The organism is Geothrix sp. SG200, assembly GCF_022808935.1.
In the GTDB taxonomy this organism is placed as follows: Bacteria; Acidobacteriota; Holophagae; order Holophagales; family Holophagaceae; genus Geothrix; species Geothrix alkalitolerans.
The window spans coordinates 99,764-115,832 of the sequence record NZ_JAKZFR010000005.1 but is presented as its reverse complement, the minus strand read 5'-3'; the positions used below and the strand labels follow the sequence as shown (position 1 = coordinate 115,832).

14 protein-coding genes are annotated in these 16,069 nt (G+C 70.1%); 11 read left to right on the top strand and 3 right to left on the bottom strand.

What is annotated here, in order from left to right; genetic code table 11:
• Window positions 1–43: 43 nt before the first annotated feature.
• Both ML539_RS11205 and ML539_RS11200 read left to right on the top strand, forming a co-directional pair.
• Window positions 44–1,231, top strand: a complete 1,188-nt coding sequence (locus ML539_RS11205; RefSeq protein ID WP_243324129.1) for a type II secretion system F family protein — start codon at window positions 44–46, stop codon at window positions 1,229–1,231.
• 20 nt (window positions 1,232–1,251) lie between these two features.
• The gene (locus ML539_RS11200; RefSeq protein WP_243323922.1) at window positions 1,252–2,907 is read left to right on the top strand and encodes a tetratricopeptide repeat protein; all 1,656 of its coding nucleotides are present in this window, start codon (window positions 1,252–1,254) and stop codon (window positions 2,905–2,907) included.
• Window positions 2,908–2,925: 18 nt separating this feature from the next.
• On the opposite strand, the gene ML539_RS11195 is transcribed toward ML539_RS11200, so the two are convergent.
• From ML539_RS11195 to ML539_RS11185, 3 genes are read right to left on the bottom strand one after another with little or no spacing between them, the layout of a single operon-like run.
• Window positions 2,926–4,068, bottom strand: a complete 1,143-nt coding sequence (locus tag ML539_RS11195) for a peptidoglycan DD-metalloendopeptidase family protein (protein WP_243323918.1) — start codon at window positions 4,066–4,068, stop codon at window positions 2,926–2,928.
• Window positions 4,069–4,072: 4 nt separating this feature from the next.
• Window positions 4,073–4,813, bottom strand: a complete 741-nt coding sequence (locus ML539_RS11190) for a hypothetical protein (RefSeq protein ID WP_243323912.1) — start codon at window positions 4,811–4,813, stop codon at window positions 4,073–4,075.
• 45 nt (window positions 4,814–4,858) lie between these two features.
• On the bottom strand, window positions 4,859–5,263 hold the full coding sequence (locus ML539_RS11185) for a hypothetical protein (RefSeq protein ID WP_243323911.1): 405 nt from the start codon (window positions 5,261–5,263) through the stop codon (window positions 4,859–4,861).
• Window positions 5,264–5,399: 136 nt separating this feature from the next.
• On the opposite strand from ML539_RS11185, the gene ML539_RS11180 reads away from it, so the two are divergent.
• The 9 genes from ML539_RS11180 to ML539_RS11140 all read left to right on the top strand — a co-directional run bounded on the left by ML539_RS11180 (window position 5,400) and on the right by ML539_RS11140 (window position 15,985).
• Entirely contained in the window at window positions 5,400–6,566 is a 1,167-nt protein-coding gene (locus ML539_RS11180; RefSeq protein ID WP_243323910.1) for an aminotransferase class III-fold pyridoxal phosphate-dependent enzyme, read from the top strand.
• Window positions 6,567–6,706: 140 nt separating this feature from the next.
• Window positions 6,707–7,699 carry an N-acetylornithine carbamoyltransferase gene (locus ML539_RS11175; RefSeq protein ID WP_243323909.1) on the top strand — a complete coding sequence of 331 codons (993 nt, stop codon included), beginning with the start codon at window positions 6,707–6,709 and terminating at the stop codon, window positions 7,697–7,699.
• Window positions 7,700–7,793: 94 nt separating this feature from the next.
• Window positions 7,794–8,726, top strand: a complete 933-nt coding sequence (gene argB / locus ML539_RS11170) for an acetylglutamate kinase (RefSeq protein WP_243323906.1) — start codon at window positions 7,794–7,796, stop codon at window positions 8,724–8,726.
• On the top strand, window positions 8,723–9,784 hold the full coding sequence (locus ML539_RS11165; protein ID WP_243323899.1) for a M20/M25/M40 family metallo-hydrolase: 1,062 nt from the start codon (window positions 8,723–8,725) through the stop codon (window positions 9,782–9,784). The genes argB and ML539_RS11165 overlap by 4 nt, the downstream gene beginning before the upstream one ends.
• Window positions 9,781–11,139: an argininosuccinate lyase gene (argH, locus tag ML539_RS11160; protein WP_243323898.1), complete on the top strand. Its 1,359-nt coding sequence runs from the start codon at window positions 9,781–9,783 to the stop codon at window positions 11,137–11,139. The genes ML539_RS11165 and argH overlap by 4 nt, the downstream gene beginning before the upstream one ends.
• Before the next feature lie 11 nt (window positions 11,140–11,150).
• Window positions 11,151–12,338 carry an argininosuccinate synthase gene (argG, locus tag ML539_RS11155; protein WP_243323897.1) on the top strand — a complete coding sequence of 396 codons (1,188 nt, stop codon included), beginning with the start codon at window positions 11,151–11,153 and terminating at the stop codon, window positions 12,336–12,338.
• A 24-nt stretch (window positions 12,339–12,362) separates the two neighbouring features.
• Window positions 12,363–13,415 carry a hypothetical protein gene (locus ML539_RS11150; protein ID WP_243323896.1) on the top strand — a complete coding sequence of 351 codons (1,053 nt, stop codon included), beginning with the start codon at window positions 12,363–12,365 and terminating at the stop codon, window positions 13,413–13,415.
• Between the two features lie 115 nt (window positions 13,416–13,530).
• Complete coding sequence (argC, locus tag ML539_RS11145; RefSeq protein ID WP_243323895.1) at window positions 13,531–14,529, top strand: N-acetyl-gamma-glutamyl-phosphate reductase; 999 nt, start codon at window positions 13,531–13,533, stop codon at window positions 14,527–14,529.
• A 79-nt stretch (window positions 14,530–14,608) separates the two neighbouring features.
• Entirely contained in the window at window positions 14,609–15,985 is a 1,377-nt protein-coding gene (locus ML539_RS11140) for a M20/M25/M40 family metallo-hydrolase (RefSeq protein WP_243323894.1), read from the top strand.
• The last annotated feature ends 84 nt before the right edge of the window (window positions 15,986–16,069 follow it).

Below are 16,069 nucleotides of genomic sequence, written 5' to 3'. Positions count from 1 at the left end.
TCCGGGCTTCCTTTCCCGCTATCCTCAAAGCTCCCAGGTGCCCATGCGATTCACGGTCCGGCTCACGCATTCCAATGGCGACGTCCTCGTGCGGGACTTCGAGGCGGAGAGCGTCGAGGCGCTGCGGACCCGCGTGCTGGCCGAAGGCGGCTTCCCCCTTGAGATCACCCGCACGGACACCGCCTTCCGCAGCCGCACCCAGCTCAAGACCGAATCCCTGGTGCTCTTCAACCAGGAGCTGCTGGCCCTGCTGAAGGCCGGCATCCCCCTCCTGCAGTCGCTGGAGCTGCTGGTGGGCCACGGCAAGGATCCCCAGCTGCGCCGCGCCCTGGCCCACGTGGTGGAGCTGGTGCGGGAGGGCATGTCCTTCTCCGACGCCCTGGAGCAGGCCGGGGCCTTCCCGCCGGTCTACCGCAGCAACGTGGTGGCGGGCGAGCGCAGCGGCACCCTGCCGGAGGTTCTGGCCCGCTGGCTGTCCTTCCAGAAGTTCGCGCAGAGCAGCCGCCGGCGCATCATCGAGGCCCTCTTCTATCCCGCCTTCCTGGTGCTGGTGCTCATCCTGGCCCTGGGCGTGATCTTCAACGTGGTGCTGCCGCGCTTCGCGGAGTTCTACGCGGGGGGCGACATCGAGATGCCCTTCTTCACGAGGATCCTGCTGGGCATGGGCAAGGTGATCAGCTCCACGCTCTGGCTCCAGGGCATCCTCCTCGCGGGGCTCGCGGTGCTCATCCGCTGGATGGCGGCCTCGGAGGCCGGGCGCAAGCTGGCGGAGCGGCTGCTGCTGATGCTGCCCAAGGTCGGCACCCTCTACCGCATGTACCACTCCAGCGTGTTCTCGCGCACCCTGGGCGTGCTGCTCTCCGGCGGCCTGCCGGTGGTGCAGGCCCTGGAGGTCGTCCAGCGCACCAGCCCCAGCGAGCGCCTGAAGGGGGGCCTGGCCGTGGTCACCGAGAAGGTGCGCGCCGGCAGCAGCCTGCACCTGGCCCTGGAGCAGGCGAAGATCCTGGACCCCCTGGCCGTGGAGATGGTGCGCGTGGGCGAGCAGAGCAGCGCCCTGCCCGAGATGCTCGACCACGTGGCCGACTTCTTCGACCAGGAAGTGGAGAAGGCCACCACCGCCGTCACCAGCCTCATCGGCCCCGTGCTCATCCTCTTCATGGGCGTCGTCGTCCTCGCCCTCCTGCTGGCCATCTACGTGCCGCTGTTCAACGCCAGCAACGTGGTGCGGTAGGCCTTGTCCCCGGGGGCCACATGGCCTTTCTCGCCACCCTGTGTCTCTTGGCCCTTCCCCTGGCGGGTATGCATCCCGATGCCGGGGGCCAGACCCCAGCCACCGCAGGGCCCCTCCAGCCCCCATCGAACGAGGCCCTCCAGAAAGCGGCCTCCCAGGGGGATGCCGCGGCCGCGCACCAGCTCGGCGAGCGGTACGCCGAAGGGCGCATGGGCTTGCCCAAGGACGAGACGAAGGCCGCCGCCCTGTACCAGCAGGCCGCGGCCAAGGGCTTCGCCGATGCCCAGGCCGACCTGGGCTGGTTCTACATGAAGGGACTGGGTGGGCTCCCGGTGGATGAGGCGAAGGCGTTCACCTGCTTCCAGCAGGCCGCGAAGCAAGGCCACCGCTACGCCACCCACATGCTCGGCTGGATGTACGAGCTGGGCCGCGGGATCGAGCAGGACGACCGGTTGGCCGCCGAATGGCATGAGAAGGCCTCCAAGCTGGGGGACATGGACTCCCTGGCCTCCCTCGGCTGGCTCACCCAATCGGGCCGGGGGGTTCCGAAGAACGAGGCGGCGGCCGCCCAGATGTACGCCGTGGCCGCCCGCAGTGGGAACGCGATGGCAATGACCAACCTCGGGTGGTTCTTCGTCGAGGGGATGGGCGGGCTCCAGAAGGACTACGGCACAGCCCGGCGGCTGTTCGAGTCCGCCTCCTCGCTCGGCTGGGCCCGGGCGGACGGCAACCTCGGCTACCTCTACCAGAATGGCCTCGGGGTCCCGAAGAACATGGCCACCGCCCTGCGGTGGTTCAAGCTCTCCGCCGATGCCGGCGACCACCTGTCCCAGGAGCATCTGGGCCAGGTCTATGAGGGCTTCCATGGGGTGGAGCGGGACCTCGGTCTGGCTTTCCATTACCACTCGCTCGGGGCCGCCCAGGGATGGGACGCGTCCATCGACGGGCTGGTCCGTGTCCTGGTCACCGGCTACCGGCCCACCCTCCAGGAGGCCGACAGCGTGGCCGGATGGATGGAGAAGGACCTCGCGGCCGGGCGGGGCCGGTTCCGCCTGCCCCTGGCGCTGCTGCTGATCCGCCGTGGGGACTCCCCTGCCGATCCGGCACGGATCCGGGCCCTGGTCGCCGAGGAACAGGGATCCCAGTCCCCGAGTCCCCTGCTTCCCATGACCCTTCGCCTTCTGAGCGGCGGCGTGCTGGGAAAGCAGTACATCGCAGTGGGATCCGACCTCCTGTCCAAGGCTGCTGAACAGGGTGGGCCAGGGGCGAAGCTCGAGTGGGCCAAGACCCTGGCCCACGGTTCCTCTGCCGAACGGACGCAGGCCCTCCATATCCTTGAGGCACTGAAGGATCAACATCATCCGGAGGGTACGTTTGAACTGGGCCTTCTGTACCAGAACGGCGAAGTGGTCCCCCGATCCCCCTCGAAAGCCCTAAACCTCTTCACGGCCGCCGCGGACCTGGGGTGGGCCCCGGCGATGTTCCATCTCGGCCTGATCCACCACCAGGGGATCGGGGTCAAGAAGGACCTGGAACAGGCGAAGGTCTGGTACCAGAAGGCGGAAGCAGCCGGATACCCCCTGGCCAGGGGTCGAGTCCGCCCCGACGGATCCCTGGCCCCCCTCGAGGACCTGATCCGTCCCCCCGCAGGCGCCCGTACAGCGAGCCCGAGATAGGACTGCAGTCCCGACCCGCTATCGATACCTCTGCTTCAGCCACTTCTGCGGATCCTGGGGCTGCGCCTGGTGGCGGATCTCGAAGCCCAGGCGGGGGCCGTCCACGGTTTCGCCCACGGCGCCCACCCGCTCGCCGGCCTTGAGCACCTGATCCTTGGCCACCTGGAGGCCCTGGAGGTGGGTGTAGAGGGTGAACCAGCCGCCGCCGTGCTCGAGGATCACCATGGGGCCGTAGCTCTGGTAGTAGTCCGCGTAGACCACCTTGCCGTCGGCCACCGCCGCCACCGGGGCGCCGCTGGCCGCCGCGATGAGCAGGCCGCTCTGCACGGTCTTGGTGTGGAAGCGGGGATGCAGGTGCTCACCGAAGCTCTGGGCCAGGGAGCCCTCCACGGGCTGGGGCAGGCTGCCGTGCAGGGAGGCGAAGGCCACGGCGGATTCGAAGACCTCGCCCTTGGGCTTGGCCAGCAGGCCCGCCAGCAGGCGCTCCAGCTGGATGGCCTCCTCCGCCAGCTCCGCCTGGACCTGCCGCTGGGCCGTCTCGTCCCTCTGCAGGCCGTCGAGGAAGCTGTTGAGCTTGTCCTCCTGCAGGCGCAGCGCCGCCTGGAGCTGGGCGGCCTCCTGCTCCTCCCGGGCCAGCCGCGCGAGCACCTCCCTGAGGGACTTCTCCTTGGCGGCGAGGTCGCCCTGCAGGCGGTGGATCTGGTCCAGGCGCTTGCGCTCCTGCAGCCGCGCCCAGGCCAGGAGGCGGCCGCGCTCCAGCCAGGCGTCGGGGTCCTTGAAGGTGGTGTAGACCCCCAGATCGCCCAGGGGCCCCAGCGCCTGCATCCAGCGCACCTGCTTGCGGAGGTCGCCCTGGAGCTTCAGCACCTCGCCCTGGATGCGGGCCTGCTCGCGACCGATGATCTGGACTTCGCTCTGGGCCTGGTCCCGGCGCAGCCGCGCGCCGTCCACCTGGGCCTTGGCCCGGTCGCGCTGGAGCGCGATGCCCTGCATCTCCACCAGCACGCCCTTGCGCCGCTTCTTCAAGGCCTCCAGCTGCTGGTCCACCTGGCCCAGGCGCCCCTGGATGGCCGCCAGCTTCTGGCGCAGCTCCGCCGGATTCTGGGTCCCCTGGGCCGCCAGCACCGGCGGCAGGAGCATCAATCCGACGGCGGGGCGCATCCGCTTACTTCCGCCCCCCGGCCGGCAGCAGCATGGCCAGCGTGCCCAGCACCAGCGGGCCGCCGATGGACAGGGGCAGCGCCAGCGGCGAGAAGGGGTCCGAGGGGAGCTGGGCCATGGGCAGCAGCCGCACGAAGATCTCCAGCACCTTCACCTGGCCCGCGCTCCAGCCCAGGTCCTGGCCGAAGTCCAGGAAGAAGCTCAGGCGCGGACCCAGCTCGCGGAGCAGCAGCGTGAGCAGCAGGGCCAGGCCGGCGCTGGACTTCAGGAGCCGCGACAGGAGCACCGCCCACAGCAGCATCTGGAGGCCCAGCAGGAGGCCGTGGAGGTCCGCCCGCAGCAGCTCCGGCGGCCAGGCCTGGCCGATGAGCCGCCAGCTCAGGGCCCACACGGGGAGCAGCGCCACCTGGGAGAGGAACAGCCCGTGGGCGAAGCCCAGGCCCGTGCCCGCGAAGAAGCCCTTGAGCCGTTCGCCGCGGGAGGCCGCCGCAGTCCACTGGCTCACGGGACCGAAGGCGCCCAGCAGCACCACCAGGGACACCAGCCAGTACATGACGCCCTGCAGGCCGCCCAGCGCGTAGTCCTTCAGCGAGTCCGCCCCCAGGGGGACCGCCGTGCCGAAGACCACCACCTGTGACCCGTCCGGTCCCTGCTGGCCCCGGATCGCCATGAACACCAGCCCCGCGAGGAACAGGCAGGCCAGCGTCCAGCCGATGCGCAGCTTCGAACTTCCGAAACGATCCATGCGAACTCCCCGACGGTCAGGAGGTCAGTCTAGCGGCTGAAGCCCCTACCGCGCCGCCACCACCCGCGCGAGGTGGGCCTTCACCTCAGCCAGGCGCTCCGGCAGCACGGCCACGAAGACCGTGTCGTCACCGGCGAGGGTGCCCATCTGGCCGGGAACGGGATCGGCGTCGAGGCTGAGGCCCAGGGCCTGGGCGAATCCGGGCGCGGTGCGCAGCACCAGCAGGTTGGGCGGAACCTCGGTCAGGGTGACGTCCGGAAGCACCTGGGTGGCGGCCTCCACCCGGCGGTAGCGGCCCTGGACCTTCTGAACTCCCAGGCGCTTGAGGCGCCGGGACAGGGTGGACTGGGTGAGCTCGTGGCCCTCGGCGGACAGCTTCTCCAGCAGGTCCGTCTGGTCCGCGATGGGGTGGGCCTCCAGCAGCCGGAGGATGAGCTGATCCAGATCCATGCACGGATGTTGCATGAAATTGCATGGAATAGCAAGAAATTCACCTGGGCTACCCTCAAAAGTCCTGAAATAGTTCTTGCTTCACGGAATTCACCCTGTGCATATTATGCAATTGATTGCATGGTTATGCATCCCCATGCGCGCATATGCACAGGATCTCCGCATGCTGCCCAGCCCCGCCGTCCCCGCCCTCCTCCCCACCTACGCCCCCTACCCCTTCCCGCTGGTGAAGGGCGAAGGCGACCGGGTCTTCGACGACCGGGGCCAGGCTTGGTGGGACTTCTACGGCGGCCACTGCGTGTGCGCCACGGGCCACAGCCACCCCAAGGTGGTGCAGGCCGTGGCCGACCAGGCCGCCTCGCTGCTCTTCTACTCCGCCGCCGCGGCCCTGCCCGTGCGGGACGCCGCCGCCGCGAAGATCACCGCCTTCTCGGGCATGGACTCGGTCTTCTTCTGCAACAGCGGCGCCGAGGCCAACGAGAACGCCCTGAAGGTCGCGCTGCTGCTCACGGGCCGCAAGACGCTCGGCGCCTTCGACGGCGGGTGGCACGGGCGGACCACCCTGGCCCTCTCGGTGACCGACGACCCCAAGATCACCCAGCCCTTCGCGGACAGCCTCACCCCCTGCCTGCGCCTGCCCTTCGGCGATCTGGCGGCCCTCGACACGGCGGACTTCTCGGACGTGGCCGGCGTCATCCTCGAGCCCATCCAGAGCATGGCCGGCATCAAGACCGCCTCCCCCGAGTGGTTCCAGGCCTTGCGCGCCAAGTGTGACGCCACCGGAACCCTGCTCATCTTCGACGAGATCCAGACCGGCATGGGCCGCATGGGCACGCCCTTCGCCGCCCAGTTCTACGGCGTGCGCCCCGACCTCATGACCTCCGCCAAGGGCCTGGCCTCCGGCGTGCCCATGGGGGCGCTCCTCATGACCGCCGCCGTGGCCTCCAAGCTCAAGGGCGGCGACCTGGGCAGCACCTTCGGCGGCGGCCCCCTGGCCTGCGCGGCCCTGCTGGCCACGGTGGACGTCATCGAGGCGGAAGGGCTGATGGCGCGGGCTTCCGAAGCCGCCGAGCAGCTTCGGAAGGAATTGAAGGGATCTGTGGTCGAGGCCATCCAGGGCGAGGGGCTGCTCCTCGGCCTCCGCACGCCTCACGCCGCGGCCCTCAAGAAGCACCTGATGGCCCAGAACATCCTCCTGGGCGGCTCCGGCGATCCCCAGGTGCTGCGCCTCATGCCGCCCCTCAACGTCAGCGGCGAAGCCCTCGAGGCCCTCATCGCCGCCATCAAGTCCTTCAAGGCTTGAAACCACGAATGACGCGAATGTTCGCAAATGATGGCCTGACGGCTGCCCTTCCCTGACCCAACCTTTCCTTCCGCTTTCCCATTCGCGCGCCCGAAGGGCGATTCGCGCCATTCGCGGTTCCAGTCTTTCCCGAGGTACTTATGAAGCACTTCACCCGCATCGCCGACCTGGGTCCCGCCGGAGTGGCGGAGATCCTCAAGACCGCCGCGGCCTGGAAGAAGGAGCGCCCCGGCGCCATCTTCGCGGACCGCATCCTGGGCATGGTCTTCTTCAACCCCAGCCTGCGGACCCGGGCCAGCTTCGAGGCGGCCATGCTGCGGCACGGCGGCCACGCCATCGTGCTCGAGGTGGGAGCCGGCACCTGGAAGCTGGAGGACCGGGACGGCACCGTCATGGACCAGGACCGGGCCGAGCACGTGCGCGAGGGCGTGCCCGTGCTGGGCCGGTACGCGGACGCCCTGGCCGTGCGGACCTTCAGCCACGGCGACGGCGACGACGTCGATGAGCTGGATCCCGTCATCAACGCCTTCCGGCGCTTCTCCACCGTGCCCGTGCTGAGCATGGAGAGCGCCCGGGAGCACCCGCACCAGGGCCTCGCCGACCTCCTCACCATCCAGGAGGCCCACGGCACCACGAAGGTGCCCGTCACCCTCACCTGGGCGCCCCACATGAAGCCCCTGCCCAAGGCCGTGCCCAACTCCTTCCTCCTGACGGCCGCGGCCTGCGGGGCGGAGATCCGCGTGGCCCACCCCAAGGGCTACGAGCTGGCGCCCGAGGTGCGGGCCGAGGCCGAAAAGTACGCCGCGGCCACCGGCGGGAAGATCGTCTACACCACGGACCAGGACGCCGCCCTGGAGGGCAGCGCCGCCGTCTACGCCAAGGCCTGGGGCCCCTCCACCACCTCGGGCCTGGAGGCCGCGCCCATGGCCGACCTCTCGGCCTGGATGCCGACCGCCGCCCACATGCAGAAGGCCGCGAAGGAGGCCATCTTCACCCACTGCCTGCCCGTGCGCCGGAACCTGGAAGTCCACGACAGCGTCCTCGACGGCCCCTGGAGCCGCGTGGTGGACGAGGCCGAGAACCGCTTCCACGTGCAGCGGGCCACCATCCACGCGCTGCTGTCGCAGCGCTGAGTCCTCACCGATCGGCGCATGCGCCGCCCGGTGTCTATGGTCAGTCCTCAGTCCTCAGTCCTCAGTCCTCAGTTTCCCGATCCCGAGGTTTGCGATGCCGCTCTCCCCCAATCCCTACGCCGCCCTCAAGGAAGCCTCCCGCTACGTCCGCCTCTTCCGCGGGAAGACCTTCGTGGTGAAGGTGGGCGGCGAGGTCCTCGCCGAGCCCAAGATCCGCAAGGCCTTCTGCGAGCAGATCGCCCTGCTGTGGTCCTTCTCCATCCGGGTGGTGGTGGTGCATGGCGGCGGCGCGGAGCTGGACGCCGTCTGCGAGGCCATGGACATCCCGGTGCAGAAGGTGGCGGGCCGGCGGGTGACAAGCCCCAAGGTGCTGGACGCCGCCAAGATGGTCTTCGCGGGCCAGGTGCACATGGACCTGCTGGCGGAGCTGCAGGCCGCCGGCCTGCCCGCCGTGGGCCTCACGGGGCTGGATGCCGGCCTGCTGAAGGCCACCAGGCGGCCCCCCGTGCCCGTGGTGCCCGACGGCGCCACCGAGCCCCAGCTGGTGGACTACGGCCTGGTGGGCGACATCGACGCCGTGGATCCCCACGTGCTCAGCCACCTGCTCGAAGGGGGCTTCGTGCCGGTGGTGGCGCCCCTCTCCGGAGGGGAGGACGGCGCCATCTACAACACGAACGCCGACACCATCGCCGCCAGCCTGGCCACGGCCCTGGGCGCCGAGAAGCTGTTCTTCCTGCTCTCCGTGCCGGGCCTGCTGAAGGACGTCAAAAAGGCCTCGTCCCTCATCCCCCACGCCACCCTGGACGAACTCGCAACCTTCGAGGCCAAGGGCATCATCAGCGGCGGCATGCGGCCCAAGCTCGCGGCCGTGAAGGCGGCCCTCCAGGGCGGCGTCTCCAGCGCCCACCTGGTGAGCGGGATCGCTCCGGACGCCCTGCTGGCGGAGATCTTCACCAACGAGGGCAGCGGGACGATGATCGTAACTGGGTTCGCCTCCGGCGCCGCCCCGGCCGGGACCAAGCCATGAGCCCCGCCGAGCTGCTCACGCTCCTGGTGGGCACGCCGAGCGTGTCCGGCGAGGAGGGCCCCCTCGCGGACCTGGTGCAGAGCCTTGTCTCCGCGCAGGGCTTCGAAGCCCGGCGCCAGGGGAACAACCTCTGGTTCTCCTTCGGGAAGAAGGGCGGGGCCCGACTGCTGCTCAATTCGCACCTGGACACCGTGCCCCCCAGCGCCGGCTGGGAGGGCGACCCCTTCACGCCCGTCTGGCACGGCTCGCGGCTCCAGGGCCTGGGCGCCAACGACGCCAAGGGCTGCGTGGCCGCCATCCTGCTCTCGGCCTTCGAGCTGTCGAAGCAGGATCTCGGCGGCGAGGTGGTGGTGGCCCTCACGGCCGAGGAGGAGACCGGGGGGAACGGGATCGCCACCATCCTCGACCCGCTCGGCCCCTTCGAGGGTGCGGTGGTGGGCGAGCCCACGGGGCTGCGGATCTGCGCCGCCCAGCGGGGCATGCTGCTGCTCAAGTGCACGGCCCGGGGCCAGAGCGGCCACGTGGCCAACGCCCAGATGCTGGGCGCCGAGAACGCCATCCACAAGGCCGCCCGGGACATCGCCAAGGTCGCGGCCATGGACTTCCCGGCCCATCCGCTGCTGGGCAGCCAGAAGGCCCAGGTCACCCAGATCAGCGGCGGCCTGCGCCGCAACCAGGTGCCCGACGCCTGCGAGTTCTTCATCGACCTCCGCACGGGCCCGGACCAGGACCACGACGCCTTGTGCGCCGACTTCCAGCGGCAGCTGGAGAGCGAAGTCGCCATCCACTCCAAGCGCTACCTGCCCAAGGGCACAGATCCGGGCCACGCCATCGTCCGCGCCGCCCTCCAGGCCGCGAAGAAGGCAGGTCCCGTGGGCTCCGGCACCACGTCCGACTGGGCCTTCCTTGGCGGCATCCCGGCGGTGAAGGCCGGCCCCGGCGACACTTTCCGCAGCCACAGCCCCAACGAGTACCTGACCATCCAGGAACTCGAGGCCGGCGCGGACTTCTATGCCAAGCTCGTCCCCGCGTTCTTCAAGATGCAGGTGCAGCCATGAGGCCGGAAGCCACCACCCTCTGGGCCAAGGATGTCCCCCTTGACGCGGCCATCCACCGCTTCACCGTGGGCGAGGATCCCGAGACGGACCTGGCCCTCCTGGCCTGGGACGCCCTGGGCAGCGCCGCCCACGCGAAGATGCTGGCCGCCACGGGCCTCATCCCCGAGGCCGATGCCGTCTCGCTGGTGCGGGGCCTGCGGCGCATCGCCAACCTCGCCAAGCAGGGGGCCTTCCCCATCCCGCCCCACATGGAGGACGGCCACACCGCCATCGAGGCCGACCTCACCCGGCACCTAGGCCCGGCCGGCGCCCGCATCCACCTGGGCCGCTCCCGCAACGACCAGGTGATCCTGGCCCTGCGCCTCTACCTCCGGGACAAGCTGGTGCGCCTGGGCCTGCGCGTGGCGGACCTGGCCGAGGGCTTCCTGGCCTTCGCGAAGGCGAACCAGGACATCCCCCTGCCGGGCTACACCCACCTGCGGCGGGCCATGCCCAGCACCTTCGGCCTCTGGGCCACGGCCTTCGCCGAGGGCCTGCTGGAGGAGCTGGAGGCGCTGCAGGGCGTGTACGGCCGTCTGGACCGCTGCCCCCTGGGCTCGGCCGCGGGCTTCGGCGTGCCCCTGCCCATCGACCGGGCGCTCACGGCGAAGCTGCTGGGCTTCTCGAAGGTGCAGCGCAGCCCCATCGATGTGCAGAACAGCCGGGGCCGCCACGAGGCCGCCGTGCTCCAGTGGGCCGCCTCCGTGGGCGGCGTGCTGGAGAAGTTCCTGTGGGACGTCTCCCTCTACAGCACCCAGGAGTTCGGCTTCCTCAAGCTGCCGGACGCCTTCACCACGGGCTCGAGCATCATGCCTCAGAAGAAGAACCCGGACGTCGTCGAGCTGGCGCGCGGCCGCTGCCGGGAGCTGCGGGGCGCCGCGGGGCTGGTGGAGCAGCTGGCCTCGGGCCTGCCCTCCAGCTACCACCGGGACTTCCAGCTGCTGAAGCAGCCGCTCATCACCGCCCTCCGGCACGCGGACGACCTCTTCGGCGTGCTGACGCCCCTGCTGCCCGCCCTCCAGGTGAAGGCCGGGGCCGCCGCGGACGCCTCCAGCGACGAGCTCTACGCCGCCCACCAGGCCTATGTCCTCGTGCAGGGGGGCCTGCCCTTCCGCGAGGCCTACCGCAAGGTGGCGCAGCAGATCCAGGACGGCACCTTCGCCCCGGACCGCAGCGCCCTCACCGCCACCCACCTGGGCGGCGCCGGCAACCTAGCCCTGGACGCCCTCGAAGCCGACCTGGCCGCCGCCCGAGGGTGGATCGAAGCCAAGCAGAAGCAGCACGCCGACGCCGAAACCGCCCTCTGGACCGCCTGAAAGGATTCCCCATGAGCCAGCTCGCCGTTCTCGCCTTCTCGGGCGGTCTCGACACCTCCTTCTGCGTGCTCTACCTCAAGGAGCAGGGCTACGACGTGGCCACGGTCACGGTGAACACCGGCGGCTTCTCGCCCGAGGAGCTGGCCCGCATCGAGGCCGCCTCGCCCAAGCTCGGCGCCGTGAGCCACACCACGGTGGATGCCCGGGCCGGGCTCTTCGACGGCTACCTGCGCTACCTGGTCTACGGCAACGTGCTGCGGGGCCAGATGTATCCGCTGTCCGTCTCCGCCGAGCGGGTCTGCCAGGCCAAGGCCGTGGCGGAGCTGGCCAAGGACATGGGCGCCGCTGCCATCGCCCACGGCTCCACGGGCGCCGGCAACGACCAGGTGCGCTTCGACGTGGCCTTCCGCGCCCTGGCACCCGAGCTGGGCCTGCTCACCCCCATCCGCGACCTGGCCCTCTCCCGGGCCGAGGAGATGGCCTACTGCGCCGACCGGGGGGTGATCTTCCCCCCGAAGACGAAGGACTACTCCATCAACGAGGGCATGTGGGGCACCAGCGTGGGCGGCCGCGAGACCCTCGACCCCTGGACCTCCCTGCCCGAGGCGGCCTTCCCCGGCGGCGTCATCGGCACCCTGGCCCCCAAGTCGCTCGTCATCGGCTTCGAGCAGGGCGTGCCCGTCTCCCTGGACGGCAACAGCATGGACCCCGTCACCCTCATCGCCCAGCTCAACGCCGTGGGCCGCCCCTACGGCATCGGCCGGGGCGTTCACCTGGGCGACACCATCCTGGGCATCAAGGGCCGCGTGGGCTTCGACGCCCCCGCCGCGCATCTGCTCATCGGCGCCCACCGGGAGCTGGAGAAGCTCGTGCTCAGCGGCAAGCAGCTCTTCTGGAAGGAGAGCCTGGGCAACCTCTACGGCTCCCTCCTCCACGAAGGCCACTTCTTCGACCCCCTGGCCCGCGACCTGGAGGCCTTCCTCGCGTCCAGCCAGGACCGCGTGAGCGGGGAGGTGCGCCTCACCCTGCACCCCCGTGCCTTCGTGGTGGAAGGCGTGCAGTCGCCCTACTCCCTGATGGACCCCCGCATCGCCACCTACGGCGAGGCCAACAAGCTCTGGACCGGCGACGAGGCCGCCGGCTTCGCCAAGCTCTTCGGCGTCCAGCAGGTCCTCACCCTCAAGGCCAAGCCGAACTGATCCCCGGATTCATCAGAGGTCCCCATGCGCATCCACGTCGACAAGCTCGCCTCGGTCACCCGCAACCTGCGGCTGGGCCGGACCCTCACCCTCGGGCCGGAGATCCTCCTGGAGGAGGGCTCGGTCATCGCCTGCCGCATCCGCGGCGAGAAGACCACCTACAACCAGCTGGAGGATCCCCACGGGCGCATGAGCACCCTGCATGACGGGGACATCGTCGTGGGGGCCCTGGGCCACCGCAACGCGCTGCAGGGCTACGAGGGCGTCATGCCCGAGTCCCTGAAGCCCGGCGACACGGTGAACCTGCTCAACATGGGCGGCGTGCTCGGCAAGTGCCTCTCCCACAATCCCGACGTGGGCAAGCCCTTCGAGCTGGAAGTTCTGGGCCAGGTGCTCGTCTTCCCCGAGTTCCAGTCCCGCGCCGGCCAGCCCGCCCACATCCGCATGGGCGCCCTCAAGGGCACCAGCCTCTCGCCCCACTGCCCCGTGGTCTACGTGGCCGGCACCTGCATGAACGCGGGCAAGACGGCCGCCGCCTGCGCCGCCATTCGCGTGCTCAGCCGGGCGGGCTACCGCGTGGGCGGCTGCAAGCTCACGGGCGTGTCGCTCATGCGCGACGCCCTGGCCATGCGGGACTACGGCGCCGAAGTCGCCCTGGACTTCACGGACGCCGGCAGCGTCTGCACGGACGCCGGCTCCGCCGCCGCCATGTCGCGCATCATCTTCTCAGAGCTGGCGACCCACGGCGTGGACGTCATCGTGGCCGAGACGGGCGACGGCATCATGGGCGAGTACGGGGTCCAGGCCATCCTCGCGGACCCGGATCTCAAGGCCCTGGGCGGCGCCTTCCTCCTCTGCGCCAACGACCCCGTGGGCGCGGCGGGCGGCGTGCAGTACCTGAAGTCCGCCTTCGGCATCCAGACGGACCTGGTGGCCGGCCCCGCCACGGACAACCGCGTGGGCGAGCGCTTCGTGGCCACCCTCGGCCTCCCCGCCCGCAATGCCCGCGCCGACGCCGACGCCCTCGGCAAGTTCGTCCTCGGCCTCGTCGAGCCCAAGATCTCGGCGAAGGTCTGAAAACCATTAACCGCAGAGAGCGCAGAGATCGCAGAGGGAAAGAACAGGCCATTCGTTGCAGTTCTCTGCGCCCTCTGCGTTCTCTGCGGTTAGATTTCTTGTCCCAGGACCTCCCATGACCTCAGTCGATGTCCTCATCCTCGGCGCGTCGGGCTACGGCGGGGGAGAGCTGCTGCGGTGGCTCTCGAACCATCCGGCGGTGGCCTCCCTGCGCGGCACGGCCCGCAGCCACGCGGGCAAGCCCTTCCACGCCCAGCACCCCAACCTGCGCGGTCTGGTGGAGGGCAGCTTCGAGGCCGCGCCGGACTGGGCGGCCCTGGCGAAGAGCCCGAACCCCGTCCTCTTCTCGGCCCTGCCCCACGGCGAGCTGGGGAAGCTCTGGCCGGAGATCGAGGCGGCGGGGAAGGATCACGACCTCCTGGAGCGCCTCCTCGTCATCGACCTCTCCACGGACTTCCGCCTGGATCCCGCCTGGGTCTACGGCCTGGTGGACTGGAAGCCCGTGCGCATGAAGGGCGCCCGGCGCATCGCCAATCCGGGATGTTTCGCCACGGCCCTGCAGCTGGCCCTGCTACCTCTGGCCCAGTGGAAGCCCGCCTTCGTGGCGGTCACGGCGGCCACGGGCTCCTCGGGATCGGGCGCCGCGCCCAGCGAGACCACCCACCATCCGACGCGGGCCGCGGACTTCCGCGCCTACAAGATGCTCAGCCACCAGCACGAGGCCGAGGTGCTGCGCACCCTGGCGGCGGAAGGCTGGGAGGCGCCCCTCAGCTTCGTTCCGCAGAGCGCGCCCATGGTGCGGGGGATCTTCGCCACCGCGCAATTCCCGCTGCCCGCCGGAGTGGACGCAGGGGCGCTGCGGGCCCGCTACGAGGCCTTCTACCAGGACCGCTTCTTCGTGCGGGTGGTGGATGGGTCGCCCCGGGTGGCGGCCACCACGGGGAGCGCCTTCGCGGACATCGCGGTGGCGGCCAGGGGTGGCCACGGGGCCGTGATGGTGGCCCTGGACAACCTCGGCAAGGGCATGGCTGCCCAGGCCGTGCAGAACCTCAACCTGGCCCTGGGACTGCCGGAGTGGACCGGGCTGAAGGTGGCGGGGGGCTACCCGGGCTGAGGGGATGGGCGACCCATAGATCCCTTAATAGACAAGACTTCCGGTTGTGGGATGATGATTGACCCTTTCCGGAGCGTCTATGAATCCGTCCCTTCTCACCCGTGAAGCCCTGGGGCAGTTCGCCAGCGCGAGCCGTGCGGCCTTCGAAGCGGAGCTGAAGACCCTGGTGGAGATCCCCTCCATCAGCGCCGACCCGGCCCGGCAGGGCGATGTGCGGCGCGTGGCCGAGGCCGCGCGGGCGCTCTTCGAGCGGCACGGGGGCAAGGCCGAGATCCTGGAGACCAGCGGCAACCCGCTCATCCACGGTTGGTTCGGGGAGGATCCCAGCTGCTTGACCATCACGGTCTACAACCACATGGACGTGCAGCCCGCCAACGAGCCCGAGTGGACGGCGGAGCCCTTCACCTTCGTGGTGGACGGCGATACCTATCGGGGCCGCGGCAGCACGGACGACAAGGGCCCGGCGGTGACGGCCTTCTTCGGCGCCCTGGCCGCCCGGAAGGCGGGCGTGCCCCTCAACATCCACTTCCTGTGGGAGACCGAGGAGGAGATCGGCTCGCCCAGCTTCGAGGGCGGCCTGAACCGCCACAAGGACCGCCTGAAGACCGACGCCATCGTGGTGAGCGATACGGTCTGGATCACCCGCGGCAAGCCCAGCACCCCCGCCGGGCTGCGCGGCCTCAAGGGCTTCCGCCTCACGTTGGAGACGGCGGACCACGACCTGCACAGCGGCGTGGTGGGCGGCGCGGCGCGCAACCCCCTGGCCGAGCTCATCAAGGTGGTCGCCGCCATGATGGACGGCGAGACCGGCAAGGTGAAGATCCCCGGCTTCTACGACGAAGTGGTGAAGCCCTCCAAGCAGGAACTGGAGGAGTGGGCCCACGCGGGCTTCAGCGTGGAGACCTTCAAGAAGGACCACATGATCACCGGCATGCGCACGGAGGATCCCATCAAGGTCATGAAGCGCGTGTGGGGCCGGCCCACCATGGAGGTCCACGGCGTCGTGGGCGGCTACACGGGCCCCGGCATCAAGAGCGCCGTGCCGCCCCGGGCCGAGGTGAAGCTCTCCTGCCGCCTGGTGCCCGACATGGACGAGGCGAAGACCATCGAGCGCATCCGCGCCTTCGTGAACGAGCACTTCCCCGACGTGCAGTTCCACGAAGAGCACGGCCTGGCCCCCTTCAAGGGCCACGTGACCGGCCCCTACGCCGAGGCCATCAAGGACGCGTACAAGTTCGCCTTCAATGCCCCCTGCTCCTTCACCCGCGAGGGCGGCAGCATCGGCGCCGTGAAGACCATGGAGGACATCCTGGGCTGCGAGGTCTTCTTCCTGGGCCTCAGCCTCCCCAGCCACGGCTACCACGCCCCCAACGAGAACTACGACTGGGAGCAGGCCAGCGGCGGCATCGCCGCCTTCGCCCACTACTTCGAGACGGTGAGTTCGTTCAAGGGGTGAGGGCTGTTCCCTGCGAAAATCGCCGGCCGATGGCCGGCGATTTTTGTTGAATAAGGCCCTGCATCAGCGACCACCGATGGACCG